This window comes from Paenibacillus sp. FSL F4-0122, from assembly GCF_038002845.1.
Classification (GTDB): Bacteria; Bacillota; Bacilli; order Paenibacillales; family Paenibacillaceae; genus Paenibacillus_AQ; species Paenibacillus_AQ odorifer.
The window spans coordinates 1,598,454-1,620,713 of the sequence record NZ_JBBODI010000001.1; the positions used below are offsets into that span (position 1 = coordinate 1,598,454).

16 protein-coding genes are annotated in these 22,260 nt (G+C 47.4%); 5 read left to right on the forward strand and 11 right to left on the reverse strand.

Annotation, left to right across the window (positions count from 1 at the left end; all coding sequences use genetic code 11):
- Window positions 1-136: 136 nt before the first annotated feature.
- The 4 genes from guaA to MHH49_RS06760 all read right to left on the reverse strand — a co-directional run bounded on the left by guaA (window position 137) and on the right by MHH49_RS06760 (window position 7,016).
- The gene (guaA, locus tag MHH49_RS06745) at window positions 137-1,675 is read right to left on the reverse strand and encodes a glutamine-hydrolyzing GMP synthase (RefSeq protein ID WP_036679874.1); all 1,539 of its coding nucleotides are present in this window, start codon (window positions 1,673-1,675) and stop codon (window positions 137-139) included.
- A gap of 162 nt (window positions 1,676-1,837) precedes the next feature.
- On the reverse strand, window positions 1,838-4,177 hold the full coding sequence (locus MHH49_RS06750; RefSeq protein WP_341138055.1) for a transglutaminase family protein: 2,340 nt from the start codon (window positions 4,175-4,177) through the stop codon (window positions 1,838-1,840).
- Window positions 4,146-5,510 (reverse strand): DUF58 domain-containing protein, encoded by a 1,365-nt coding sequence (locus tag MHH49_RS06755; protein ID WP_341138056.1) that lies wholly within the window; start codon window positions 5,508-5,510, stop codon window positions 4,146-4,148. The genes MHH49_RS06750 and MHH49_RS06755 overlap by 32 nt, the downstream gene beginning before the upstream one ends.
- 132 nt (window positions 5,511-5,642) lie before the next feature.
- Window positions 5,643-7,016: a polysaccharide deacetylase gene (locus MHH49_RS06760; RefSeq protein WP_341138057.1), complete on the reverse strand. Its 1,374-nt coding sequence runs from the start codon at window positions 7,014-7,016 to the stop codon at window positions 5,643-5,645.
- 107 nt (window positions 7,017-7,123) lie between these two features.
- Here MHH49_RS06760 and MHH49_RS06765 point away from each other — a divergent pair, with 107 nt between their 5' ends.
- The gene (locus MHH49_RS06765; protein ID WP_076106058.1) at window positions 7,124-7,792 is read left to right on the forward strand and encodes a DedA family protein; all 669 of its coding nucleotides are present in this window, start codon (window positions 7,124-7,126) and stop codon (window positions 7,790-7,792) included.
- A gap of 14 nt (window positions 7,793-7,806) precedes the next feature.
- On the opposite strand, the gene MHH49_RS06770 is transcribed toward MHH49_RS06765, so the two are convergent.
- On the reverse strand, window positions 7,807-9,069 hold the full coding sequence (locus MHH49_RS06770) for an MFS transporter (RefSeq protein ID WP_076142331.1): 1,263 nt from the start codon (window positions 9,067-9,069) through the stop codon (window positions 7,807-7,809).
- 150 nt (window positions 9,070-9,219) lie between these two features.
- On the opposite strand from MHH49_RS06770, the gene MHH49_RS06775 reads away from it, so the two are divergent.
- Both MHH49_RS06775 and MHH49_RS06780 read left to right on the forward strand, forming a co-directional pair.
- Window positions 9,220-10,161, forward strand: a complete 942-nt coding sequence (locus MHH49_RS06775; RefSeq protein WP_036679868.1) for a helix-turn-helix transcriptional regulator — start codon at window positions 9,220-9,222, stop codon at window positions 10,159-10,161.
- Window positions 10,162-10,256: 95 nt separating this feature from the next.
- A complete protein-coding gene (locus tag MHH49_RS06780; protein ID WP_051491091.1) occupies window positions 10,257-10,562 on the forward strand; it encodes a zinc ribbon domain-containing protein in 306 nt (101 codons plus the stop codon).
- Between the two features lie 86 nt (window positions 10,563-10,648).
- Here the strand turns inward: MHH49_RS06780 and MHH49_RS06785 are convergent, their stop codons facing one another.
- The 4 genes from MHH49_RS06785 to bcp form a co-directional block, all read right to left on the reverse strand.
- Window positions 10,649-12,160 carry a DHA2 family efflux MFS transporter permease subunit gene (locus tag MHH49_RS06785; RefSeq protein WP_036679866.1) on the reverse strand — a complete coding sequence of 504 codons (1,512 nt, stop codon included), beginning with the start codon at window positions 12,158-12,160 and terminating at the stop codon, window positions 10,649-10,651.
- Between the two features lie 5 nt (window positions 12,161-12,165).
- Window positions 12,166-12,609, reverse strand: coding sequence for a MarR family winged helix-turn-helix transcriptional regulator (locus MHH49_RS06790; protein WP_036679864.1), 444 nt, complete (start codon window positions 12,607-12,609; stop codon window positions 12,166-12,168).
- Between the two features lie 215 nt (window positions 12,610-12,824).
- Window positions 12,825-17,108, reverse strand: coding sequence for an acyl-CoA dehydratase activase-related protein (locus MHH49_RS06795; protein ID WP_341138058.1), 4,284 nt, complete (start codon window positions 17,106-17,108; stop codon window positions 12,825-12,827).
- A gap of 123 nt (window positions 17,109-17,231) precedes the next feature.
- A complete protein-coding gene (bcp, locus tag MHH49_RS06800; RefSeq protein WP_080742389.1) occupies window positions 17,232-17,699 on the reverse strand; it encodes a thioredoxin-dependent thiol peroxidase in 468 nt (155 codons plus the stop codon).
- Between the two features lie 105 nt (window positions 17,700-17,804).
- Here bcp and MHH49_RS06805 point away from each other — a divergent pair, with 105 nt between their 5' ends.
- Together MHH49_RS06805 and MHH49_RS06810 are read left to right on the forward strand one after the other, a co-directional pair.
- Window positions 17,805-18,851, forward strand: coding sequence for an LCP family protein (locus MHH49_RS06805; RefSeq protein ID WP_038568628.1), 1,047 nt, complete (start codon window positions 17,805-17,807; stop codon window positions 18,849-18,851).
- A 124-nt stretch (window positions 18,852-18,975) separates the two neighbouring features.
- Complete coding sequence (locus MHH49_RS06810; protein WP_038568626.1) at window positions 18,976-20,292, forward strand: glutamate-1-semialdehyde 2,1-aminomutase; 1,317 nt, start codon at window positions 18,976-18,978, stop codon at window positions 20,290-20,292.
- A 552-nt stretch (window positions 20,293-20,844) separates the two neighbouring features.
- Here MHH49_RS06810 and MHH49_RS06815 read toward each other — a convergent pair.
- Window positions 20,845-21,465: a hypothetical protein gene (locus tag MHH49_RS06815; protein WP_036679860.1), complete on the reverse strand. Its 621-nt coding sequence runs from the start codon at window positions 21,463-21,465 to the stop codon at window positions 20,845-20,847.
- Window positions 21,466-21,634: 169 nt separating this feature from the next.
- Window positions 21,635-22,186 (reverse strand): peptide deformylase, encoded by a 552-nt coding sequence (def, locus tag MHH49_RS06820; protein WP_036679906.1) that lies wholly within the window; start codon window positions 22,184-22,186, stop codon window positions 21,635-21,637.
- Window positions 22,187-22,260: the final 74 nt, after the last annotated feature.

Sequence of the window (22,260 nt, forward strand, 5' to 3'; positions counted from 1 at the left end):
GAAACAACGCAGATAAAAGAGAGTAATTTTTTGCACTCTATTGTTGCAGGTGTACGTAGAATTTCAATGCCACAAACGCCGTAATCCCTTATACATCAAGGATTCCGAGAGATTTATGACATTAATTTTTCCCGTTCTATTCCCACTCAATCGTTGCAGGTGGTTTCGAAGTAATGTCATACACTACACGGTTTACGTTCTCAACTTCGTTGACAATACGTACAGAGATTTTTTCAAGAACATCCCATGGGATACGTGCCCAGTCAGCGGTCATGCCATCGATGGAAGTTACTGCGCGGACACCTACTGTGTAGGAATACGTACGAGCATCACCCATAACTCCGACACTCTTCATGTTAGGCAGGGCAGTGAAGTATTGCCAAATTTCACGGTCTAATCCCGCTTTAGCAATTTCCTCTTGCAGAATGTAGTCAGAATCACGAACGATGGTAAGCTTGTCCTCTGTTACTTCACCCAAGACACGAATAGCAAGACCTGGACCTGGGAAAGGCTGACGCCATACGATCGCACGTGGCATGCCCAGCTCTTCACCGAGTTTACGAACTTCATCCTTAAACAAGGTGTTTAGCGGCTCGATCAAGCTGAATTTCATATCTTCTGGCAGACCACCCACATTGTGGTGGGATTTAATGGTTTGCGCTGTAGCTGTTCCACTCTCAACGATATCCGTATAAAGCGTACCTTGTGCAAGGAATGAAAAATCTCCGAGCTTAGCTGACTCTTCGTCGAAGCAGTAGATAAACTCGTTACCAATGATTTTACGTTTTTGCTCAGGGTCTTCAACACCTGCAAGTTTGCTCATGAAGCGATCGCGTGCATCGATTTTCACTACATGAATATCGAATTTGCCTACGAAAGTCTCCATAACGCTTTCTGCTTCACCTTTACGCAGAAGGCCGTGGTCAATAAACATACAAGTCAATTGATCTCCAATTGCACGGTGAATAAGCATAGCCACAACGGAAGAATCCACTCCGCCACTAAGAGCGCAGAGTACTTTTTTATCTCCGACTTGATTGCGAATATCTTGAACGGCTTCATCGATAAACGATTCCATTGTCCATTTGCCGTCGCAACCACAAACTTGGTATAAGAAGTTCGAGATCATCTCGTTACCTTGAACGGAGTGACGTACTTCTGGGTGGAATTGCACAGCGAACAATTTGCGCTCCGCATTGCTCATTGCTGCAATTGGAGCACTTTCTGTACCTGCATCCAGCTTGAAGCCTGTTGGAAGCTCAACTACATGGTCACCGTGGCTCATCCATACAGTCTGGCGGTTCTCCAATCCTGCAACTAAAGCAGTTCCTTCTGCAAAGTCAACATCAGCTTTACCATATTCCCGTTTAGCTGAACGTTCTACTTTACCATCAAGCTGATGAGCCATCAGCTGCATACCATAACAAATACCGAAGATCGGCACTCCTAGATCATAAATAGCCGGATCTACGTGTGGTGCATCTTCAGCGTATACACTGCTAGGTCCGCCGGAGAAGACAATTCCTTTAGGTGAAAGTGCTTTAATCTTGTCAACTGGCGTATTGTACGGCAAAAGTTCGCTGTATACTCCCAGATCCCGAATTCTGCGCGCGATAAGTTGGTTGTATTGTCCCCCAAAATCGAGAACGACGATAATTTCATTTGGCTTGTTCATTACGTGCCTCCCTTGATTATTGGATTCATTATACTCATGGTTAATTCTCATCGTCAAGGAAAGGAGGACACGCCTCTCATAATCAGAGAGTGATAAAACTTCATGCAGAACCTTCCTTGCTATGGCATAAATTAGATAGCGGATCTAAGCGTTCTTGGCCGTTTATGTTAAACGGAAGGTAATGATCAGACATTCGCGAATAAACGCGTTCGCATCAGAAGCCGCAGGTTCGCCGCCAAGGTCGGGAGCGGATTTTAAGGAATTGCCGCGGGCAGAGATCACGGCAGTGGATGCCAAAGCTGGCGCGTACGCCAGGGTCTCCCACTGGCGGACGAACTGCCGGACGGCCACGTATAGTCCGGCATCGTAAATCCGCAGGGAGTCCACATACTCCCTGCCAGTAACGCCGGGCGGCGGCGGTCCAAACCGCTCCGCCAGCCCGTGCCAAGCCAGAGAGGCCGCGCGCAGCTGCCTCTCACGGCTCAAGCTGCTGCCGCGACACGCGGCCAGCAGCAGAGCCAGACTGCGCCGCCAGCGCCAAGCGGCGGCGGGAAGCAGCGCCGCGGCAGTCAGCGGCGCTGAAAAGGGCCCGCCCGCCAGCGGCAGGGCGGGCAGTTCCGCGCTGCGCGTTGCTTGCGGCGCGATCGCTGCGGCCGCAGGCCGTGCCGGCGCAGGGAAGCCAGCCGCAAGCGCAGGACCCGGCGTCGGATCGAAAGGAACCCAACCTGCGCCGGCAAAATAAACCTCTACCCAGGCATGGGCATCCCCTTGGGTGACTAAATACTTCGCCGGCATGGCTTCCTCCTGCTGGGTTCCAGGTCCGTACCCTTGAACATACCGCGCTGGAATGCCTGTGCTTCGCAGCAATACGGTCATCGCTGTTGCAAAATGCACACAATAACCTTGCTTGGTCTCAAACAGGAAATGATCCACAAAATCAGCGCCAGCTGGCGGAATCATGGTATCCAGCGTGTAAGAATACCCGTTTTGCAAATAATCCCGAATGGCGGTTGCGGAGTCATATCGGTTGCCCGAGGAAGCTGTGAGCTTCTCTGCCAGAGCTTTCACTCGCTCAGGTAATAAATCAGGCAGCTGCAAATATTTGTTCTTTATTTCTTGAGGATCAGCATCACCCAACCCGCGCAGCAGTACTGGATTACTCTCGGGAAGTATAGAATCAACTATATACTCAGTGATCCGAGTTGAAACCGCCGAATCTGGCAGACGAAAGGTATCCCCGTCCTTATTCGCCAGAACATAACCAAGCTGGCTGCCATTAGATAGTTGAACTGTCTCAACATCCGTTATGGTGCCCGCATTGAATACAGGAATTCCTCCGGAAGAAGGGCTGGCAAATTGTATCCGCTGTTGTAAAGTCCGTCCACCATTAGTAGTAGTTACCGTCGCCGGAATCTGAGGCAGGCTGGACAAGTTAAGCGGAGTAAATTCCTCACCACCTCTGATCCAACGGCGTCCGTCATAATAGGCAATGCTCTCCCCGCGCCAATAGGTACGCAGGCTGGTCAATGCTGTGAAGACTGGTTCGGTATTGCGTGACAATGGAGCACCCAGTTCTCCATCATTTGTACTATACCCTGTTGTTCCTGCAGGTATAGCCTCATTATCTTCCGGCATATGGCCCGAAGCCCATTCCTGCAGCTTTTCAAAGGTTGACTGGAGTGTAGTTTGGTTAGGCGGTCGTACTTCATATACCTGCCCACCGAACCATGCTGTCATCATTACGAATATGGCAGCCGCTAATGCCAAAACTCCCCATCGGGCATACGGCAGGTGAATGCTGCCCACCCGTTCCCGCAGACGGAGCAAACCACTCATTGCTTGCATCCATACAATAAGCCCCACTGATATTACAACATCCGTTGTCGTATTAACCCCAAAGCCAATATCCAGAACCAATAGATAAATGAGGGTCACCGCTGTAAACAGCAGCGTGCTTCCTCTGAAAAGTGCAAGCTGCTGCACCGAAGATACCAGCAGCCCCCAGCCAACAATCAAAATCAAAAGTCTGCTGATCTCGCTAAGCTGAGAAACATGCCCTGAAAAGAGCAAAATCAGATCATTTGGAATTTCTACTGCATAAATGCCCAACCATCCTGTCCCTACGCTCTCACTGCATAGATATAGCCAAGCCGTGCCGATCATCAAACATTGGATACTTAGCAATAGCCACCCGGGAATCTGAAGGATTCCCCACATCAACAGCACGGCAGCAGAAATCATCAGAATCTGCAGCAATCTAGCAGTATCTTCCAATGAAGTCGTTCTATATAAAGGGAGCAGCCATTCTAAAAACAGCCCCAAAATAGCCAAAGAGAACAGCATGCGATAATACAGAGGTATCTTTCTCTGTTTACCGGCATGACTGCTCTCTAGTTTTTCCAAATGGAGCTGCTTTGGTTCCTTCCCACTTTGCCCATTCATAGAGAAGCTTGTGTCACCCGGTATCCGCTTACCGTAGCGTTGGTTTTCCGGATGATTCATGGTACTCTACCTCCCTGAGCCTGTAAGCTGGCAATGCATCATCCAGACAAAACATCCGTGCTCCCAGACGACCCAGACTATCCCCAACCGTTCCCCGCACAGGCTCGCGGATCTCCTGCAGCATTACCTCCGCAGGCACCGGAGCTGGCTGATCCCAAGCATAATAGAGCTCAACTTTTACACCTTGCACTAAGAATTTAGCGATAACCTTAGCGGATTGTTCCTCTAATCTTCCGGTCACTATAGCAACGGTCATTCCCGGAATCCAGCCTCTAGAAGCATCCTCCAACAGCTCGGACAGGGTTCTTGTTCCATTCGGAGAAATATCAGTTAGAATATCCAGCACTCTCCCTGGGATTTTGCCCAGTCCTTCATGCCTAGCCATTCCTTCTGGCCAGCCTCCGCTGAATAACTGGACATAAGCACCTGACTGCTCAGCAAAGAGCATCAGCCCCATCGCCGTTGACACCGCCTTCTCAAATACCGGAGGCTGCTCTTCCCGACTGCCACGAGGTGTAAGTGCATTGGCTGGAATCTCATAGCTTTTTGGATCATTTGCCAACACGATACAGCTCATTTTTGCCTTTTCACGCTCTGGAACTTTGCTCTGCAGATTCCCTAGCCGGGCACTGTTCTTCCAATGGATTCGGCTAAGTGGATCACCGGGCTCATATTCCCGCGATTCCATGGTCTCATCATTGCTGTTTCTTCCCCTTCTGGAATAGAGCGAATCACCGCTAATAAAGCCGCTGTCCGGTACTGCTCCGCCATAATATAGGGGGGCTGGCAGCACTTTAATGCTATGCTCTTCAGCAGGCTCAGATCGGCCTGTGAACCAGCCGGGCAAATCTCCCCAGGTTACTCTACAGCCCTGCAAATGATGATGTCCGCGTGGCATATTCTCAAGAATGTAGGTGTATTCAAAAGAGCGTCTGAATCCCGGAAACAGTAGCTTGTGATGTCCTCTGTCCCCCCAAAAATCAGCGATAGTCAGCCATGGCAGTGGAAGCCGGGCAGAGAAATTCACCCGCACCTTCACAAGCAGTGTATTTCCAGCTATCGGTCTTACAGGAGTGATTGTACGTTCAATCTTTATCGCCCGTGGACCTGAAAGTTGAACGATAAGTCCGCCAACCATGATAACGCCTACAGCGATCAGCAGAAATAAGAGTGATGCGCCTCCGCGCCATGCATATAAAACACCTATAATTCCAGCCACAGTCAGCACCCGCAACCATTCAGCCAATGCACTACGGCTACGCGGATAGGAGAAGCTTCTAACTCTTTCAGTCTTGTTATTTAATTTGTGCTCTACTTTTTTTGAAGAGGACAATGGAACGAACACCCTTCCTTTGGGTCTAGACTTGTTCCCAGCTGAGGAACTTATTACTATCTATTCTTCCCATGAAAAAGGGTGCCCAGACATTGTTTTTTTCTTTTAAAAAAACTGCCCGAGCGCTAAATCTCAGAAGGCTATTACCCGGCGCTCACCTTCCGTCACGCTTATATTTAAAGGAGGGTGAGCGGCTGTCTCCAGCAGCTCACGCAGCGATACCCAGATAGAACCGCCAATCATCTCCACACTGGCACCGTTTATCTTTTGAACATGATCAGGAAGATTTAAAAGGAGTTCCTTGTTCGCCACATCCGCGATGATATCTTTGCCGTTCCAGGCAATCCTTCCACTGCGACTGCCCGCATCCCAGCTAATCTGCCCTCCCAGCCGTTCGATCACAGCGCGAAGTGGCACCATATATTTTCCTTTTTGCAGAGTATATTCACCTGGCGCCAGCTTCGTCTCCAGCTTTCCAACCTCCAGCACCAAAGGTTTGCCGGGCGCAAACAGCTCTGCATTCGGTAGGATATTCGAGGTGATCCAAGCTTCCGAAGGTTTCACTCTGCCCAAGTTATTGGCTTTTGAGGAGACTCTGAATTGTACAGGCTCCACCGTCTCATCTAAAAGGCCAAAGCTGTATCCAGCAGCCTTATAACGCGCAATAATATCAGGCAGTGCTTTAACACTCTCCTGATGGCCGCCGCCATCATGCAGCAGCAGAATAACCCGAGAGGACTTCAGATCCGCGGTTGACTCTTTTAAGATTTCTGACGCAGGTACCCCTTTGCGTTTGGAATCCCCGCTGTCCACCGTCCAATCCGTAACGATATAACCGGCTTGCTTCAACAAATTGAAGTAGGTATTATCAAAGTGATCAAAGGTTCCGCCCGGGGCGCGGATAAGTTGTGGGCGAACCCCTGTAATGCCCCGAATAATTTCTTCGGTCTTTTTAATCTGGCTCCAAAATTCAGTGAATCCACTATATAAATCATGGTAATTATGATTATAGGTATGATTGCCAATAGCATGTCCTTGTTCCCATATGGCATTAATTAGCTCTGGATGGCTTTTCGCTTGATTACCAAGGACAAAAAAGGTCGCCTTCACACCTTGCTGCTGTAAAATTTCAAGAACGTTGAAGGTATTGTCACTCGGTCCGTCGTCAAATGTAATATAGACTGTTTTTGAAGCTTTCTTTGCGGCTGTGATTGCCGAATATGTTGTTGACACCTTGGATACTTGTGCCGTACTGGAATTCAATTTAACTTCTGGAGAAGCAGTCACAATGGACTCTGCTTTAGGAGGCAATTCTTGCATCGCCACTAACGGGAGATTATTCTTAACAGAGACAGACTCCGCGCTTGCGGACTGTAATGAACGATTCATCCAAGAATCTACACTCTCCCCTGCGTTCCATCCCAGCATTACGATGACGATTACAACCATAACAAGCAATCCGCTTATCAAGTTTCGGCGGCCGTGAGTGTTTTTGTTACCTTTCATCTTCTCTACCTCCAGCATTCTATTGGCTCAAAAGCCATTTGGTAGATTGTATGAAGACAAGCTTCAAAATAGAATAAGGCAACTGCCCCTTGGAGAGTGAGAATCTTATGGAAATGCTGAACTTTATACAAGAATTATTCAGCAAATATGGATATAGCGTATTGTTTTTTGGATTGCTGCTCGAATTCGTTGCCTTGCCGTTTCCCGGAGAAACTACCATGGCTTTTGCAGGTTTCCTTTCCTATACGGGAAGACTTGATTTCATAACGCTGATTCTAGTGGCGTTTGCAGGGACCACCGCCGGGATGACCCTCACCTATTTTGTCGGATTAAAAGCCGGAATGCCCTTCATCCAGCGATACGGCAAGTGGTTGCTGTTCTCCCCTGCCAAGCTGGATAAAACGCAAAAATGGTTCGAGAAATACGGCAGCATCCTTATTTCCATCGGATATTTTATTCCAGGCGTTCGTCACTTCACCGGCTATTTTGCTGGTATAGTTGCGCTGCCCTTCCGTAAATTCGCCCTCTACGCTTATAGTGGAGCATTATTCTGGGTAGTGCTGTTTCTTGGCATAGGACGGGTATTTGGTCCGCAGTGGATGGGTATTTTCCATTTATTCGAGTTATATGCACTATGGATTATCTCCGGCGGTGTAGCTATAGCTGCCCTTGTAATCCTATATCGCTACCGCAAAAAGATAAGCATCCGCCTGTTCCCGCGCAAAGCTGCCATAAAGCTACAGACTCAGGTCAAAAAAACTTCCAAGGGACGGTGAAGCCACCGCCCTTTTTAAGTACGTTTTTTCTTGCTGCGTACCCCCGCATATCCTGCAAGCAAAAGCGCAACTGCGGCAAATCCCGCTCCCCCAACAAACCCTACCATTCTTGGCTCCACCCATTCTAATAGCCACCCGGCGAACAGCATAGATAACCCCAGCAGCGTATTTCCTACTGCAGACAGAAGTCCAAACACAAAGGGCTGTATAGCAGATGGCGCTTTCCGCATAACAAGCGTATCCAGACAGGCATTCCCCGTCCCCCCGGCAAATGACAGCAGAATGTATAACATTAATGCTGCCGCAAAATGATTGCTGACACTGATGCCCATCAATAATACACCTTCGAGCAAAAGCCCTCCGATGGCTACAATCAGCAGTCCCTTTTTTAAATAACGTGAGATAAAAAAACTAAGGCTAAGACCGACGCCAAGCGCCGCATAAAATGCCCCTACTCCAATATCGCCCGTGTGAAATACCTGTATCGCATATACACTGATCAGTACATTATCCAGACCATTTAACAACGGCACCAACAGCTCATAACCGAAAATGACCTGCAGCGTTAGGCTCCCGCCAATTACCATTCCCAGAGCACGCAGCCGACCGTATTTTGCTTCTTCAGCAGATTTTTCTAAGTCCCCCTCAGGAGAATATGTAGCCTTCTTAGCCACCGTCGCCATTTCCGTATGTTGTGGAAACTCGATACCGTAAATTAACATCGCTGCGATTAAAAAAGACACTGCATTCATAATGAACGCTGCCTCCGAACCAAACCACATCGACACCACCCCTCCACTGAACGCCCCAAGGATCAGCACGCAGCCGCTCATTAACTGCTCTAGTCCGTTGACGGTCAGCAGAGAATCTTTGGTGACGAGCAAAGGGATAGTGGACTTACGAACAGGGCTGTAAATGGCTTCTCCCGCTGCCAGCAAAAAACTTGCCATATATAACAACCACAGGTTCTCCTCCCCATCCACCCATAAAAAGGCTAAGGCTACTGGGACCCTCAGCATATCTGTAGCTATCATGATATATTTGAGTGGAATTTTACTGCCAAGTATGCCTCCAAGCGGGGCCAGAAATAAATAAGGAAGCAGTCTCACACCTAACGAAATCCCCACCGCCATGCCTGATCCCGTCAACTGCAGAACCAGCGCCAGTACTGCAACGCTAGTAAAACGATCACCAATTCCATTGATCAAGCCGGCTGTGAACAATCGTGAATATCCCTTATGACTCCTAAACATCGCAACAGCTGAGTGATTATTCATAAAATAAACCTCATTTCATCTATTTATACATATATCTAATTAGATAGTAATCGAATCATTTATTTATGACAATGCTTTATTTTCAAGGATTTGCTAAGATGAAATACAGCATTACTTCACGGAAATCTCCGGGAAAGAAGGAATTGTCTTTTGAAAATAGATCGATTGCTCTCTATCGTTATCCTGCTAATGAACCGCCGCCTAATTCAGGCGAAGGAGCTAGCCGATATGTTCGAGGTATCTGTGCGCACGATTTATCGTGATATTGAAAGCATTAATGGAGCCGGAATTCCTATCGTCACCTATCAGGGAGCTAACGGTGGGATCGGGCTTATGGAAGGATACCGGCTGGACCGCAATGTCTTGACGGATCGTGAGCTGGCGGATATTTTCACGGCTCTGCAGAGCGTCTCGTCTTATGGAGGAAATGAACATACGCTGCTCATGGAAAAGATCAGCAGCGTAATCCCGCCCTCCCAATCCGCTGCCTTCCGCAGCAAAACGACTCAGCTCATCATCGACTTCTCCCCATGGGGTCTTCAACGTATTCTGGAAGAGAAGCTTGCCACTCTAAAAGAAGCACTTGAGGAAAGCGTGACCGTAAACTTTGATTATGTGGATGCTGCGGGTCAGACAAGCCAGCGTTCGGTAGAGCCCTATACTTTAGTGCTGAAGGGGCAAGCCTGGTACTTATATGGATTTTGTCTGAATCGTCAGGATTTCCGTCTATTTAAGCTGTTGCGCATGAAAGAGCTCGTTAAGAATACCCAAGTTTTTATTGCAAAAGATGTAGATGCAAGCGAGCTGCCTTGGAGCAACGAGTATCAGAGATCAACCGTAACAACAGCAACACCCATCGTTTTGCAGTTTAAGGCTGAAAGCAAACATCTAGCGGAAGAGCGGTTTGATTCTACCGAGCTACTGCCCGACGGTAATGGAGGTTACAAGGTTACCATCAACTATCCTGAGGATGGATGGCTATATGGTTTCCTGCTAAGCTTCGGGATGCATGTAGAGGTCTTAGAGCCACCGCATATTCGGCAAAAGCTGGGGCAGCTTGCAGCAGGCATAGCAGCAAAATATACAACCTAACAATAAACCTGACGGAATGCCGTCAGGTTTATTGTTCTATACTGAACTTAAAGCGGGCGCTCGAGAGCTTGCATACCTTTAAAGGAGTGTTAAATATGGGACATGAACATGTAGAGCAAGGAGATCTTAAAATTTGTCAAAGCTGTGGGATGCCAATGCCTACGGCAGAATTGCTTGGAACGGACCAGGATGGCAACAAGATCGAAGATTACTGCGTGTACTGCTATGAGAATGGTGCATTCAAACAGCCTAACATCACGTTGCAAGAAATGGCTGACATTTGTACAGGCTATATGGTCGAAGAAGGAATGGACGAGAATGTTGCCCGTAAACTTCTCGCGGAGCAGCTGCCACATCTGAAACGTTGGAGCGATCCTGCAGCTGTGTCTCCAGCTAACTAATAGCATCACAACAAAAAGAAGCGCCCTACGGAACCATAACGGTTCGTAGGACGCTCTTTTTCTTCATTCTTTTTTTGCCCAGCTTTTTATTGATTGTCCTGCTGTGGCTGCACCTCTTCCGTCTTCAGGAAGTCTGGCTGCGGTGAAGTCTTTTTAATAAAGAAAGCCAATACCAAAGCAATTACAGTGATCCAGGTAGCAATGTTAAAGGCATGCGTAACCCCGCTAATTGTAGCCTCTTGCGTAAGCTTAAGCATGGCTGCTTTATCGTTTAACGAAACCGTTCCGCTCATAAGCGTATCAGTGATTGTGCTCTTCGTCTTATTGGTCATTAGACTGACGAACAACGCCATTCCCAGCGCGCCCCCGACCGTCCGCAACGTATTCGACATTGCTGTACCATGCGAGCTTAAACGCTGTGGCAGCTGGTTAAGTCCAGCCGTTACAATCGGCATCGATAACATCGACATGCCTAACATCCGAACCGTGTAAGTAATAATCATATGCGTATACGTCGTACTGTCTGTAAGCTGGCTGAATTGCCAAGTCGTAATTACTGTAATAATCAGGCCTACCACAGACAGCCATCTTGCCCCGATTTTATCAAATATAATCCCCGTGATTGGAGACATAATTCCCATTAGAATGGCTCCCGGCAACAGCATAAGACCGGACTCCATTGGTGTAAAACCACGGATCGTCTGCAAATAAATCGGCAGCAAAATCATACCCGAATATAAAGCCATCGTAATGATGATATTGATTAATGTCGTGAGTGAATACATATTGTATCTGAAAATCCGGAACTCAAGCAGTGGTGTCTCAGCCTTAAGCTCTCTCCATACGAATAAAGCCAGTGCAATCACACCCACAATGAGGCAGGTGATGACTGTTGCACTTCCCCAACCATCGGTTCCAGCATCACTGAAGCCGTACAACAATCCCCCAAAACCAATGGTAGACAGGATAACACCCGTTTTATCAAGCTTCGGAGAGGTTGTTTGCCCTACATTTTGCATTGTTTTCATACCTAGCAAGGTAGAAAGAATGGCCAGCGGAAGAACGATAAAGAACAATACGCGCCAAGAATAGTTCTGAACTACCCAGCCTGACAACGTTGGACCTACAGCTGGAGCAAAAATCATGGCTACCGCCATTAGCCCCATCGCTTTCCCCCGCTCTTCAATTGGGAAGATACGAAGAAACACAATATTCATTAACGGCATCAAAATCCCTGCGCCAACCGCCTGTATGACTCTGCCGACCATGATCATTTCAAAGCCTGTTCCGATTCCACAGACAAGTGTGCCTAACGAAAAAAGTGACATCGCGGTGATGAATAGCTGGCGGGTCGTAAACTTTTCCACCAGAAATGCACTAATCGGTATCAGCACACCGTTCACGAGCATAAATCCCGTTGTTAGCCACTGTGCCGTATTCGTAGCGATTTTTAGATCGTCCATTATGCTCGGCAATGCCACATTAAGAAGTGTTTGGTTCAAAAGTGCGACAAATGCACCTATTAAGAGCGCTGCAATAATCGGTCCTCTACGTATTCCCTTAGTTGCCGCTGCAGCGTTACCTGTAATTGTACTCATAAATTCTATTTGTCTCTCCCCTGCTCTAAGATCTGAATGATTTCGTTATGAATCCTAAGTAATTCACCTGCATCCTTGGCAGGTATATTGGATAGTGGAAGTAAGTGTCTTCTGAGCGATTGCTTACTTCTTTCCCTGATCTCTCTGCCCTTTTCAGTAATCGCCAAGTTGTATATACGCCGATCTACCTCAGAGCGCTGTCTTGTGATCAAATCGGCTTTCACCATCCGGTCCACTACGCCGCTCGCTGCACTGTTCCCCAAATGTAATAGCTCGGCAAGATCTGTAATGCCAATATCGGGATTTGCAGATATTTTGCGGAGAACCATTAACTGTGTTGGTGTGATGTCCAGCTCTTCGGCATCCTTCCACAGCAACTGCTGGAATGCATGGCTAATCCGGCGAAAAGAGGAGAAAATATCATCTAATTGCTGCTCCTTATCTTCCAAATCTTCACCTCCAAAGAATTAATTAGTTAGATCATCTAATAGTTCGCATGCGTACTATTTTACACCTTAACTAAATTTCGGTCAATATTTTGCTGTAACTTTCTGAAAGGTAATTTTATATTGCAGGAAAAACATGAAAATCATACATAAGTGCACAAAGCATAAAAAAGCGAACCAAGGTAGATCCTTGGTCCGCTTTTTCGTCTGAACAATGCTCAGGTTAAGCTGTATGAACTTTCAGGTAAAGTCTGCTGTTGAGGCTTATCTGGCAGTTTTAAATTAGACGGCTTAGTCTCTTCCTGGCTGCTGGCAATCGACATCATCAGCTTGATCCGATTCGCTTGGTTGACGACGCTGACTCCAGCATCATAGTCAATCGCCACGATATTTGCACCCGGATATAATTCCTTAAGACCTTTAATCATCCCACGCCCGGTGATATGGTTGGGCAGGCACGCGAACGGTTGAATACAGGCAATGTTGTTCACACCATTATCCAACAAATCCATCATTTCTGCGGTTAAAAACCAGCCCTCACCCATCTGATTTCCTACGGACACCAGTCGGCTGGCCTTCTCGGCAAGACCATAAATATTCTCCCGTCCTTTAGCTAACCCCGCATCCTCAAGGGCAACCTTAATCGGCTTACGGTAAATTTCCAGATAAGAGATCAGCATGGGATTGATATAGCCGAGCCGTTTGCTTTTGCCGAATTGCTCAGCTTTGTAGATCGGATTATATACACAATAGAAAATGAAATCCAGGAAGTCCGGCATTACCGCCTCCCCGCCCTCTGCCTCGATCATCTCTATAATGCGGTTATTGGCATCCGGATGGAATTTGATCAGGATCTCACCGACAATGCCCACTCTTGGTTTAGCAATACCCGTAACGGGCAGCTTGCAGAACTCTGCAACAATCTCACGAATCAGGCGTTTGTATTCTCGGAATGAAAAGTTGGATAAGCTTGCCTTGCAACGCTCCATCCCTTTGCGGAATAGAACTTCCGCACTTCCTGGAACAACCTCATGCGGCCTAAAGTGATTTAACATCCGCATCATAAGATCACCATAACAAGCGGCAGCTATCAACCGATTCGCCAGCTTAAGACTGATGCGGAAACCCGGCTGATTCTCCATCCCCGAAGCATTAAGTGAAATCACCGGAATTTGTTCAAGGTCTGAATCCTTTAAGGCTTTGCGGAGCAAAGAAATATAATTCGTAGCCCGGCAGCCGCCACCCGTTTGTGACATAATCACAGCAGTACGATCCGGATCATATTCCCCACTCTTCAGCGCCGACAGAATCTGGCCAATCGTCACAATTGCCGGATAACACGCATCATTATTAACATATCTCAGACCTTCTTCTGTCTCTTCGGGTCCGGTAGTTTCAAGTATCTTCAGACGGTACCCGGCATCGCGAAAAACCTGCTCAAACAATTCAAAATGAATAGGCGACATCTGTGGTGCAAGGATGGTATAGGTCTCTTTCATTTCCTTCGTAAATAACACATTAGCCTGCACTTTTGGCGGCTTTTGCGGCACTACCTTACCTTTTTCACGCTCACGCATTGCCGCCAGCAATGAACGAAGCCGAATGCGCGCTGCACCAAGATTGCTGATCTCATCGATTTTGATCAATGTATATACCTTGTTATGTCTTTCCATAATATCCTGTACGGCATCACAAGTGATCGCATCGATCCCACAGCCGAAGGAAGTCAATTGAACAAGCTCCAGATCCGAGCGGACTGCAGCAAGGCGGGCTGCACGGTACATCCGGGCATGGTAGGTCCACTGATTCACAACAGCCACATCTCCTTCGCTGTGGTCCAGATGGCAGACAGAATCTTCTGTCAGCACGGCGAGTCCCATCCCGGTTATCATATCCGCTATTCCGTGATTAATCTCAGGATCGGCATGATAAGGGTGCCCACAGAGCAGGATTCCTTTGGTTCCAGTATCAGCTAGATACACAAGGGTCTCCTCACCTTTAGTACGCACATCACTTTTGGCGTTATCAGCCTCTGTAAGTCCCGCCTGCACCGCGGACGTAATCTCATCTCGCGGAATGCTGGTAAATGTCTTCACCAGTCCTTTGGTCAGCGCAGAAATATCATCAAAGGTCAGGAATGGACTGACAAGCTTGATTCCATTGTCCTTTAACCCATCCATATTGTTGCGAATGACTTCGGGGTACGAGGCGACCACTGGACAATTGAAGTGATTATCCGCGGCTTCATCTTCTTTTTTCTCATACACCACCGCTGGATAAAAAATAAAATCGACACCTTTACCGATCAGGCTTTGCACATGTCCATGTGCCATCTTCGCAGGATAACATATCGATTCTGAAGGAATTGTATCCATTCCGCTTTCGAAAAGCTTCTTGCTGGATTTAGGGGAGAGAATCACCCGATAGCCAAGTTTGGTGAAAAAAGTGTGCCAGAACGGGTAATTCTCAAACATATTCATGGTACGCGGAATCCCGACGGTCCCCCGCCATGCCCCTGTTTCCGGTAAACTCTCGTACTCAAAAAACCGTTCATATTTATACTGCATCAGATTCGGCAGGACATTTTTCTCTTTTTTGACTCCTGCGCCACGTTCGCAGCGATTGCCGGTCACATAAAAGCTCTTATCCGGAAAACGACTGATCGTCAGCGCACAGTTATTCCCACAGCGGCCACAGCGGCCTGAGGAGACCTCATATTTAAAGCTGGCAAGCTCCTCTGGTCCAAGCAGCGTACTGGATCCGTTAACCCCGGCTTGCTCACGCGCAATCAGTGCACAGCCGTAAGCCCCCATTACGCCAGCTATATCCGGTCTAACCACCGTCCGCCCCGTCAAGGACTCAAAGGCGCGCAATACAGCTTCATTATAGAAGGTGCCGCCCTGAACAATGATATTTCGCCCTAAGTCCTCCGGATTGCGGATTTTAATTACCTTTTGCAGAGCATTCTTGATCACAGAGTAGGCAAGACCCGCCGATAAATCCGCTAATGATGCGCCTTCCTTCTGAACCTGCTTGACCTTAGAGTTCATGAACACCGTGCAGCGCGAGCCCAAATTAACAGGCTGAGTCGCTTCGAGTGCAGTTTTGGCAAATTCCTCGATTCCAAGTCCGAGTGCAGAGGCAAAGCTCTCCAGAAAAGAGCCACAACCGGCTGAACAGGCTTCATTGAGCATAAGGCTGTCGATAGCACCGCCACGGATCTTGATGCACTTCATGTCCTGACCACCGATATCCAGTATGAAATCTACCTTTGGCATGAACTTGGAAGCTGCCTTGTAGTGTGCAACAGTCTCTACTTCTCCGCCATCCGTCCGCAGAGCGGCCTTGATTAACCCTTCACCGTACCCTGTCACATATGAGCCTGCAATATGGCAGCCTTCAGGCAGAACCCGGTAGATCTCCTTCAGTGCATCGCTGACCGAATGCAGCGGGTTACCTTTGTTGCTGCCATAAAAGGTATAGAGAATTTCGTCAGCCGAACCGGTTAACACGAGTTTAGTTGTGGTTGAGCCGGCATCAATCCCTAGATAACAGGGTCCACGATATAAGGCTAAATCTGATCTCGCTGCAGAGGCTTTGCCGTGACGAAGCCGAAATTCTGCAAGCTCGGCGGCATTCTCAAAAAGCGGCGGCAATTCAGCATCCGCAGCTCGATCCGCAGTAAAATCAACTGCCGCAATTCGCGTGATCCAGCTTGAAAGTGGCAATACGACTGGATCAGCATCGGAGAGCGCAGCTCCAATCGCCACGAAATACTGTGAGCGTTCCGGGAACAGGATATCCTCCTCCGCCAGCTCCAGCGTTTCCGCAAAACGCTGCCGCAAGGCAGGCAGGAAGGTCAGCGGGCCGCCAAGAAAAGCCACCCGTCCTCGAATCGGACGTCCACAAGCAAGACCGCTAATCGTCTGATTAACGATACTCTGGAAGATCGAGGCCGCCACATCCTCCCGGCGTGCTCCTTCATTAAGCAGCGGCTGCACATCGCTTTTGGCAAATACACCACAGCGTGAAGCTATGGGATAGATTCGCTCATGCTTCTCTGCCAAAACATTTAAGCCTGCCGGATCGGTCTGCAGCAGCGCTGCCATCTGATCGATGAACGCTCCCGTTCCGCCCGCGCAGGCTGTATTCATACGCTGCTCAATGCCGCCCCGAAGATATATTATCTTAGCGTCCTCTCCACCCAGTTCAATCGCCGTGTCACATTCCGGGATCAGCGCACTGATCGCCTTCGTGCAGGCTATCACCTCCTGAATAAAGGGAACTCCACCTAATTTGGATAAAGACAAACCCGAGGAACCGCTTACAGTAATCCTAGCTCCCCTCTCTGGGAATCTGTCGCGTACATCAGACAGAAGAGAGAGGGCCGCTTTTTTAATATCGCTATAATGTCTTACATAGTCTTGATAAACAATGATGTCCCGCTCTATGACAACTAATTTAGCAGTAGTTGATCCGATATCAAGCCCAATATGCAGCATTATCACTCCACCACCTCTTCTTGCTCCAAATTTGAAGCAATTATGAGGAAACTATATCATGACAACACCTTATATAAGCTGTTAAAAATGTAATAGACATCTATAAAAAGTAATTAGTAAAATTTATGATTCGCTTATTCCTGCTATCGTGTTTGCGACATGCCCTTTTACCCGTACCTTCCGCCATTCTTCCACTAATATCCCCTGCTCATCAATCAGAAAAGTAGATCGCACAATCCCCATAAACTCTTTGCCGTAAAGTTTCTTAAGCTGCCATACGCCGAACATTTCACTTACCTTATGATCCTCATCAGACAGCAGTGGAAAGGGCAGACTATGCTTCTCTGTAAATTTAGCGTGCGATGTCAAAGAGTCCGGACTAATGCCCAGAACAACCGCACCCACCGCCGTGATTTGATCAAAAGCGTCACGGAATTCGCAGGCCTCCTGCGTGCAGGCTGGTGTCATATTTTTAGGGTAAAAATATAAGATGACCTTTCGGCCCAAGTAATCACTCAAACTAACCTCATGCCCATTGGAAGAGGGAAGGGTGAAATTGGGTACTTTTTGTCCAATAGCTACTTCGTTCAAGATAGATCCACTCCTTCTTAAGATTGGGGAATTATTCCTAAATTGCACGTATCCCCAAAAGAAATTATAATGTAGTCAACGTGAATGCGAAAGGAAGAACGAGAAATGCCACCTAGAAAGAAAAGGCACGCAAAGACTGGTAAGTCAAAAAAGAAACCGCTGCTTTGGACGTTGGCCATTATACTCCTCCTTATTATCGGTGGGGCCATTTTCTACATTACAACCATTTACAATGAGCTTGGTAGCATGTCGAATACTGAAGATTCACCTTTTCAAAATGCAGAGACCGTTGATGTTGACACCCCTGAGCCTCCTAAATGGGAAGGTACAGAGCCGGTCAATATCCTATTAATGGGTGTGGATGCCCGAGGTGTGAAGAAAGGGGAAATCCCCCGTTCAGATACAATGCTCGTCGCTTCTCTTGACCCTGTGAAGAAGAAAATCAGTGTATTTTCAATACTGAGAGATACGTACGTTCCGATTCCGGATCATGGCGAGAAGCGTATTAATACAGCGATTATTTATGGACCTAATACTGCGATGCAGACCGTCAGCGATCTGCTCGGTATCCCAATTCAATATTATGTCTACACGGACTTCCAAGGATTCATCAAGCTGGTTGATGCCGTTGGGGGTGTGGATTATGAAGTCGAAAAAGATATGGTCTACAAAACCGTTGCAGACGGTCCGGAATATGATATTGATCTGAAAAAAGGATACCAGCATCTTGACGGCAACATGGCGCTACAATATGTTCGCTTTCGGCATGACGCTACCTCCGATTTCACTCGAACCGAGCGCCAACGCGGTTTTCTCAAGGCTGTGGCTGATAAGCTGATCAGCACCACCTCCATCGTCAAGCTGCCAAATATCCTGTCGCAGGTTACGCCTTATATTGAAACCAATATGTCAGTTAATGATATGTGGAAGCTGGCAAGCGTAGGGTATAATAGCAGTATGGGTGGCAGCGAGCAAATTCCGCCAATGGATCTGCTCACCGAGGAAACTACAAGTGACGGATCACAGGTTATTGGAATTCGTAGCGAAAAGAAGCTAAAAGAATTTATACAGGATACCATAAATGGTCCTGAGCCAACACCAACCCCTACATCGGAGAACACCTCCAATAGCAGTTCTGGCGGGACCAATTAAGGGCCTGACAAGCAAAGTTCACATGTACACAAAGCAGTGACTTGGTATAATACGGGCGGACAACGGAAAACACCGTTGTTCGCCCGTTCCCTTGAGCACCAACAATCGAAAGGATGATCACATTATGAATCGTTCCACATCTGAACAACTTTATCACGAAGCCCTCCAGCATATCGTTGGAGGTGTAAATAGCCCTTCCCGCTCCTTCAAAGCCGTTGGCGGCGGAGCACCCGTATTTATGAAACGCGCCAGTGGATCTCACTTCTGGGATGAAGACGGCAATGAATATATCGATTATCTCCAAGCCTATGGACCGATCATTACCGGCCATGCCCACCCTCATATTACCAAAGCAATTACTACAGCAGCAGAAAATGGTGTTCTTTACGGAACCCCAACCCAGCTCGAAATCAAACTTGCTAAAATGCTAAAAGAAGCCATTCCATCTATGGATAAAGTACGTTTCGTCAATTCCGGAACCGAAGCGGTTATGACAACGATTCGTGTAGCCCGTGCCTATACAAAACGCAGCAAAATCGTAAAATTCGCCGGCTGTTACCACGGCCACTCCGATCTGGTGCTCGTAGCAGCAGGATCCGGACCTTCTACACTTGGCATTCCAGACAGTGCCGGTGTTCCAAGCAGTATCGCCCAGGAAGTAATCACCGTTCCTTTTAATGATCTGGACAGCCTGAAAGAGGCGCTGGAGAAATGGGGCGAAGATGTCGCAGCTGTTATGGTTGAACCGATTGTAGGAAATTTCGGCATGGTGATGCCTAAGCCTGGTTTCCTCGAAGGACTTTGCAAGCTGGCTCACGATAATGGCTCCCTTGTTATTTATGACGAAGTCATTACTGCCTTCCGCTTCCACTATGGTTCTACACAAACCTATGCAGGGCTGGATAACCATGAGGACATCACTCCTGACCTTACTGCACTTGGCAAAATCATCGGTGGCGGCCTGCCTATCGGCGCTTACGGCGGCCGCAAGCATGTTATGGAACAGGTAGCTCCACTTGGACCGGCATATCAAGCTGGCACAATGGCAGGTAATCCTGCGTCTATCTCTGCAGGGATTGCTTGTTTAGAGGTTCTGAGTGCAGAGGGTGTATACGAAGAAATGGATCGGCTTGCAATCCGCCTCGCCGATGGACTTCAAGCATCTGCCGACCGTCATGGCATTCCACTGACAATCAACCGCATCCGTGGTTCGTTTTCCACTCATTTCTGTAACCATCCGGTTACGAATTATGACGAGGCTCAGGATACAGACGGCGAATTGTTCGCCAGCTTCTTCCGTCATATGCTGAACCGTGGCATTAACCTTGCCCCTTCGAAATACGAAGCTTGGTTCCTGACCACAGCACATACTGATGCAGATATCGATGCTACACTTATCGCAGCTGAAGAATCCTTCCGCGCTATGGTGGCTGAGAAATAAGATTGTTTTGAAACGCAGTGCTCTATAAGCTAAAAAAAAGCTGAATAGATTAACGGGCTGTCCCAGTCCCATAAACCGCAAATGTTAAAAGAGCAGCGTTTCTCCTGTATTGGAGGATCGCTGCTCTGCATTTTTACTCATCCACGGTCTGCATCTGTAGCTTGTGGCAAGCTTAAGCCAGCCGATCTCAAGCGTCAATTTCTCTATGCTACGTAACAGGTATCGCCGGACCTTCTCTGTGTTAAGTACAAGGGTTAGGGAGCTTCGATAGATAATTAGGAAAATTTACCTTAAATTCAGGGATTTCTGGTCATTAAACTAATAATTGGGGAAATCCTCCCTATAATTTAGCTAATTTAGTGGAAAATAAAGAACTTACCCCGTTTTTTAGGGAGAAAATCCCTAATTCTGTTCATTTACAGAGAATATAGGTTATTTTCAGGGTGTTTTTCCCTAATAACTCTGTAGCTCACACCGCAAAAAGCTCAAATACACTTTATCTACGGATTTCATCCGCTAACAGCGTTTAGAAGTCCAAATATTCTACTGCTCTCATGTAAAATCCACCTGCTTGTCCAACGTAATCTCAGTCATTAATGGTCTTAACATTTGCTCGCTCCCGGGTACCAGCGAAAACTCTACACCCTCCAGATGCTCCGGCAGCGTTGGGGCGACCAAGAATTGCATTTGTGTATGCGCTCCACCTCCATGACCACCATGCGGCTGCACTTCATATTCATTCTCACCCGCCACTTCAAGCGTTAAAGCCGTTCGAAGATGAATATGTCCTACAGCTTCTTTTAAATATTTGATTTCCACAGTAACTATGCTGAAGGCTTCATACTGCATAGCATGCGTAAGTATATATTCACATTCTTCAACGACCGTCCGCTTTACAATCGGAAGCACTCCCAGCAATAAACCAGGCTCTTCCCAATATTGTCTTCTGGGTACAGTTTCATTCATAAGGTGCAAATGCTGCACAATCTGAGTAGTGTTCATCTTGAATCTAGTTACCCATTCCTCAAGTAGCTTACTATCAGGGGATAATCGTTTCTTGCCTGTTATAGCTTTACGTTCCTGAATCAGACTCAAAATCTGCTCATCAATCTTTTTAACCTCATCATTATATTCGTTGGCGAATCCTCTAATTGGCATTCTGCTCCAGTTCATTTAACGCCCTCCTCTTATTACTAATTTAAATCCATTAATTGTAAGGGTACATCCTTTCGATTGATTTGTAAAATATTTGAAATATCATAATCTTGCCGATAGGTAAAAAACAAGCGACCATCAGCTTTACGCTGTAAGGTCGCCCGCTTTTTAATTCAGAGTTACTCTCCTACTCATATAAGTTCCGGATCTCCACGCCCTGAGGCAGCTTAAACGGATTCTCCTTGTTAATTCGGTCATAGAACATAATCCCATCGAGATGGTCTATTTCATGCTGGATGATGATAGCTTGGTAGCCCTTAAATTTAAGGACAACCTCCTTGCCTTCCAGATCATAACCCTTCACCTTCACGGTTTCATACCGAGGTACAAAGCCATGCACGGGACGATCAACGGACAGACAGCCCTCGCTTTCTGGTAAGTACACCATAGACAAGGAGTGGCTTATGATCTTAGGGTTAACCCAAGCATGCTCTACAGCCCGCCCTCTCTCGTCTGTAAGATACATCGCGAACATACGCTTCTCCAGTCCGATTTGATTCGCCGACAGACCTACGCCAGAGCGCAGCTTATATTCTTCGGAAATCTCCGGGTCCTGACTGTTCTTCAGAAATTGAAGCATACATTGCAAAGCCTCACGATCTTCCGCCTGTAATGGAAGCTCCACTGGTTGTGCTACGGTACGAAGCACGGGATGACCCTCCCGCACTATATCATCCATGGTGATGATATATTCAGCATTATATTTTGAACTAGACAATATTCCATCCACCTTTTCCTTACGGGCTTAATTTA

Excerpts from the sequence above, each read along its gene's own strand:
- MHH49_RS06785 (WP_036679866.1), bottom strand. The coding sequence starts at position 12,160 with ATGAGTACAATTACAGGTAACGCTGCAGCGGCAACTAAGGGAATACGT.
- MHH49_RS06795 (WP_341138058.1), bottom strand. The coding sequence starts at position 17,108 with ATGCTGCATATTGGGCTTGATATCGGATCAACTACTGCTAAATTAGTT.
- def (WP_036679906.1), bottom strand. The coding sequence starts at position 22,186 with ATGGATGATATAGTGCGGGAGGGTCATCCCGTGCTTCGTACCGTAGCA.
- MHH49_RS06805 (WP_038568628.1), top strand. The coding sequence starts at position 17,805 with ATGCCACCTAGAAAGAAAAGGCACGCAAAGACTGGTAAGTCAAAAAAG.
- MHH49_RS06815 (WP_036679860.1), bottom strand. The coding sequence starts at position 21,465 with ATGAACTGGAGCAGAATGCCAATTAGAGGATTCGCCAACGAATATAAT.
- MHH49_RS06810 (WP_038568626.1), top strand. The coding sequence starts at position 18,976 with ATGAATCGTTCCACATCTGAACAACTTTATCACGAAGCCCTCCAGCAT.
- MHH49_RS06765 (WP_076106058.1), top strand. The coding sequence starts at position 7,124 with ATGGAAATGCTGAACTTTATACAAGAATTATTCAGCAAATATGGATAT.
- MHH49_RS06750 (WP_341138055.1), bottom strand. The coding sequence starts at position 4,177 with ATGAATCATCCGGAAAACCAACGCTACGGTAAGCGGATACCGGGTGAC.
- MHH49_RS06770 (WP_076142331.1), bottom strand. The coding sequence starts at position 9,069 with ATGAATAATCACTCAGCTGTTGCGATGTTTAGGAGTCATAAGGGATAT.
- MHH49_RS06760 (WP_341138057.1), bottom strand. The coding sequence starts at position 7,016 with ATGAAAGGTAACAAAAACACTCACGGCCGCCGAAACTTGATAAGCGGA.
- MHH49_RS06780 (WP_051491091.1), top strand. The coding sequence starts at position 10,257 with ATGGGACATGAACATGTAGAGCAAGGAGATCTTAAAATTTGTCAAAGC.
- guaA (WP_036679874.1), bottom strand. The coding sequence starts at position 1,675 with ATGAACAAGCCAAATGAAATTATCGTCGTTCTCGATTTTGGGGGACAA.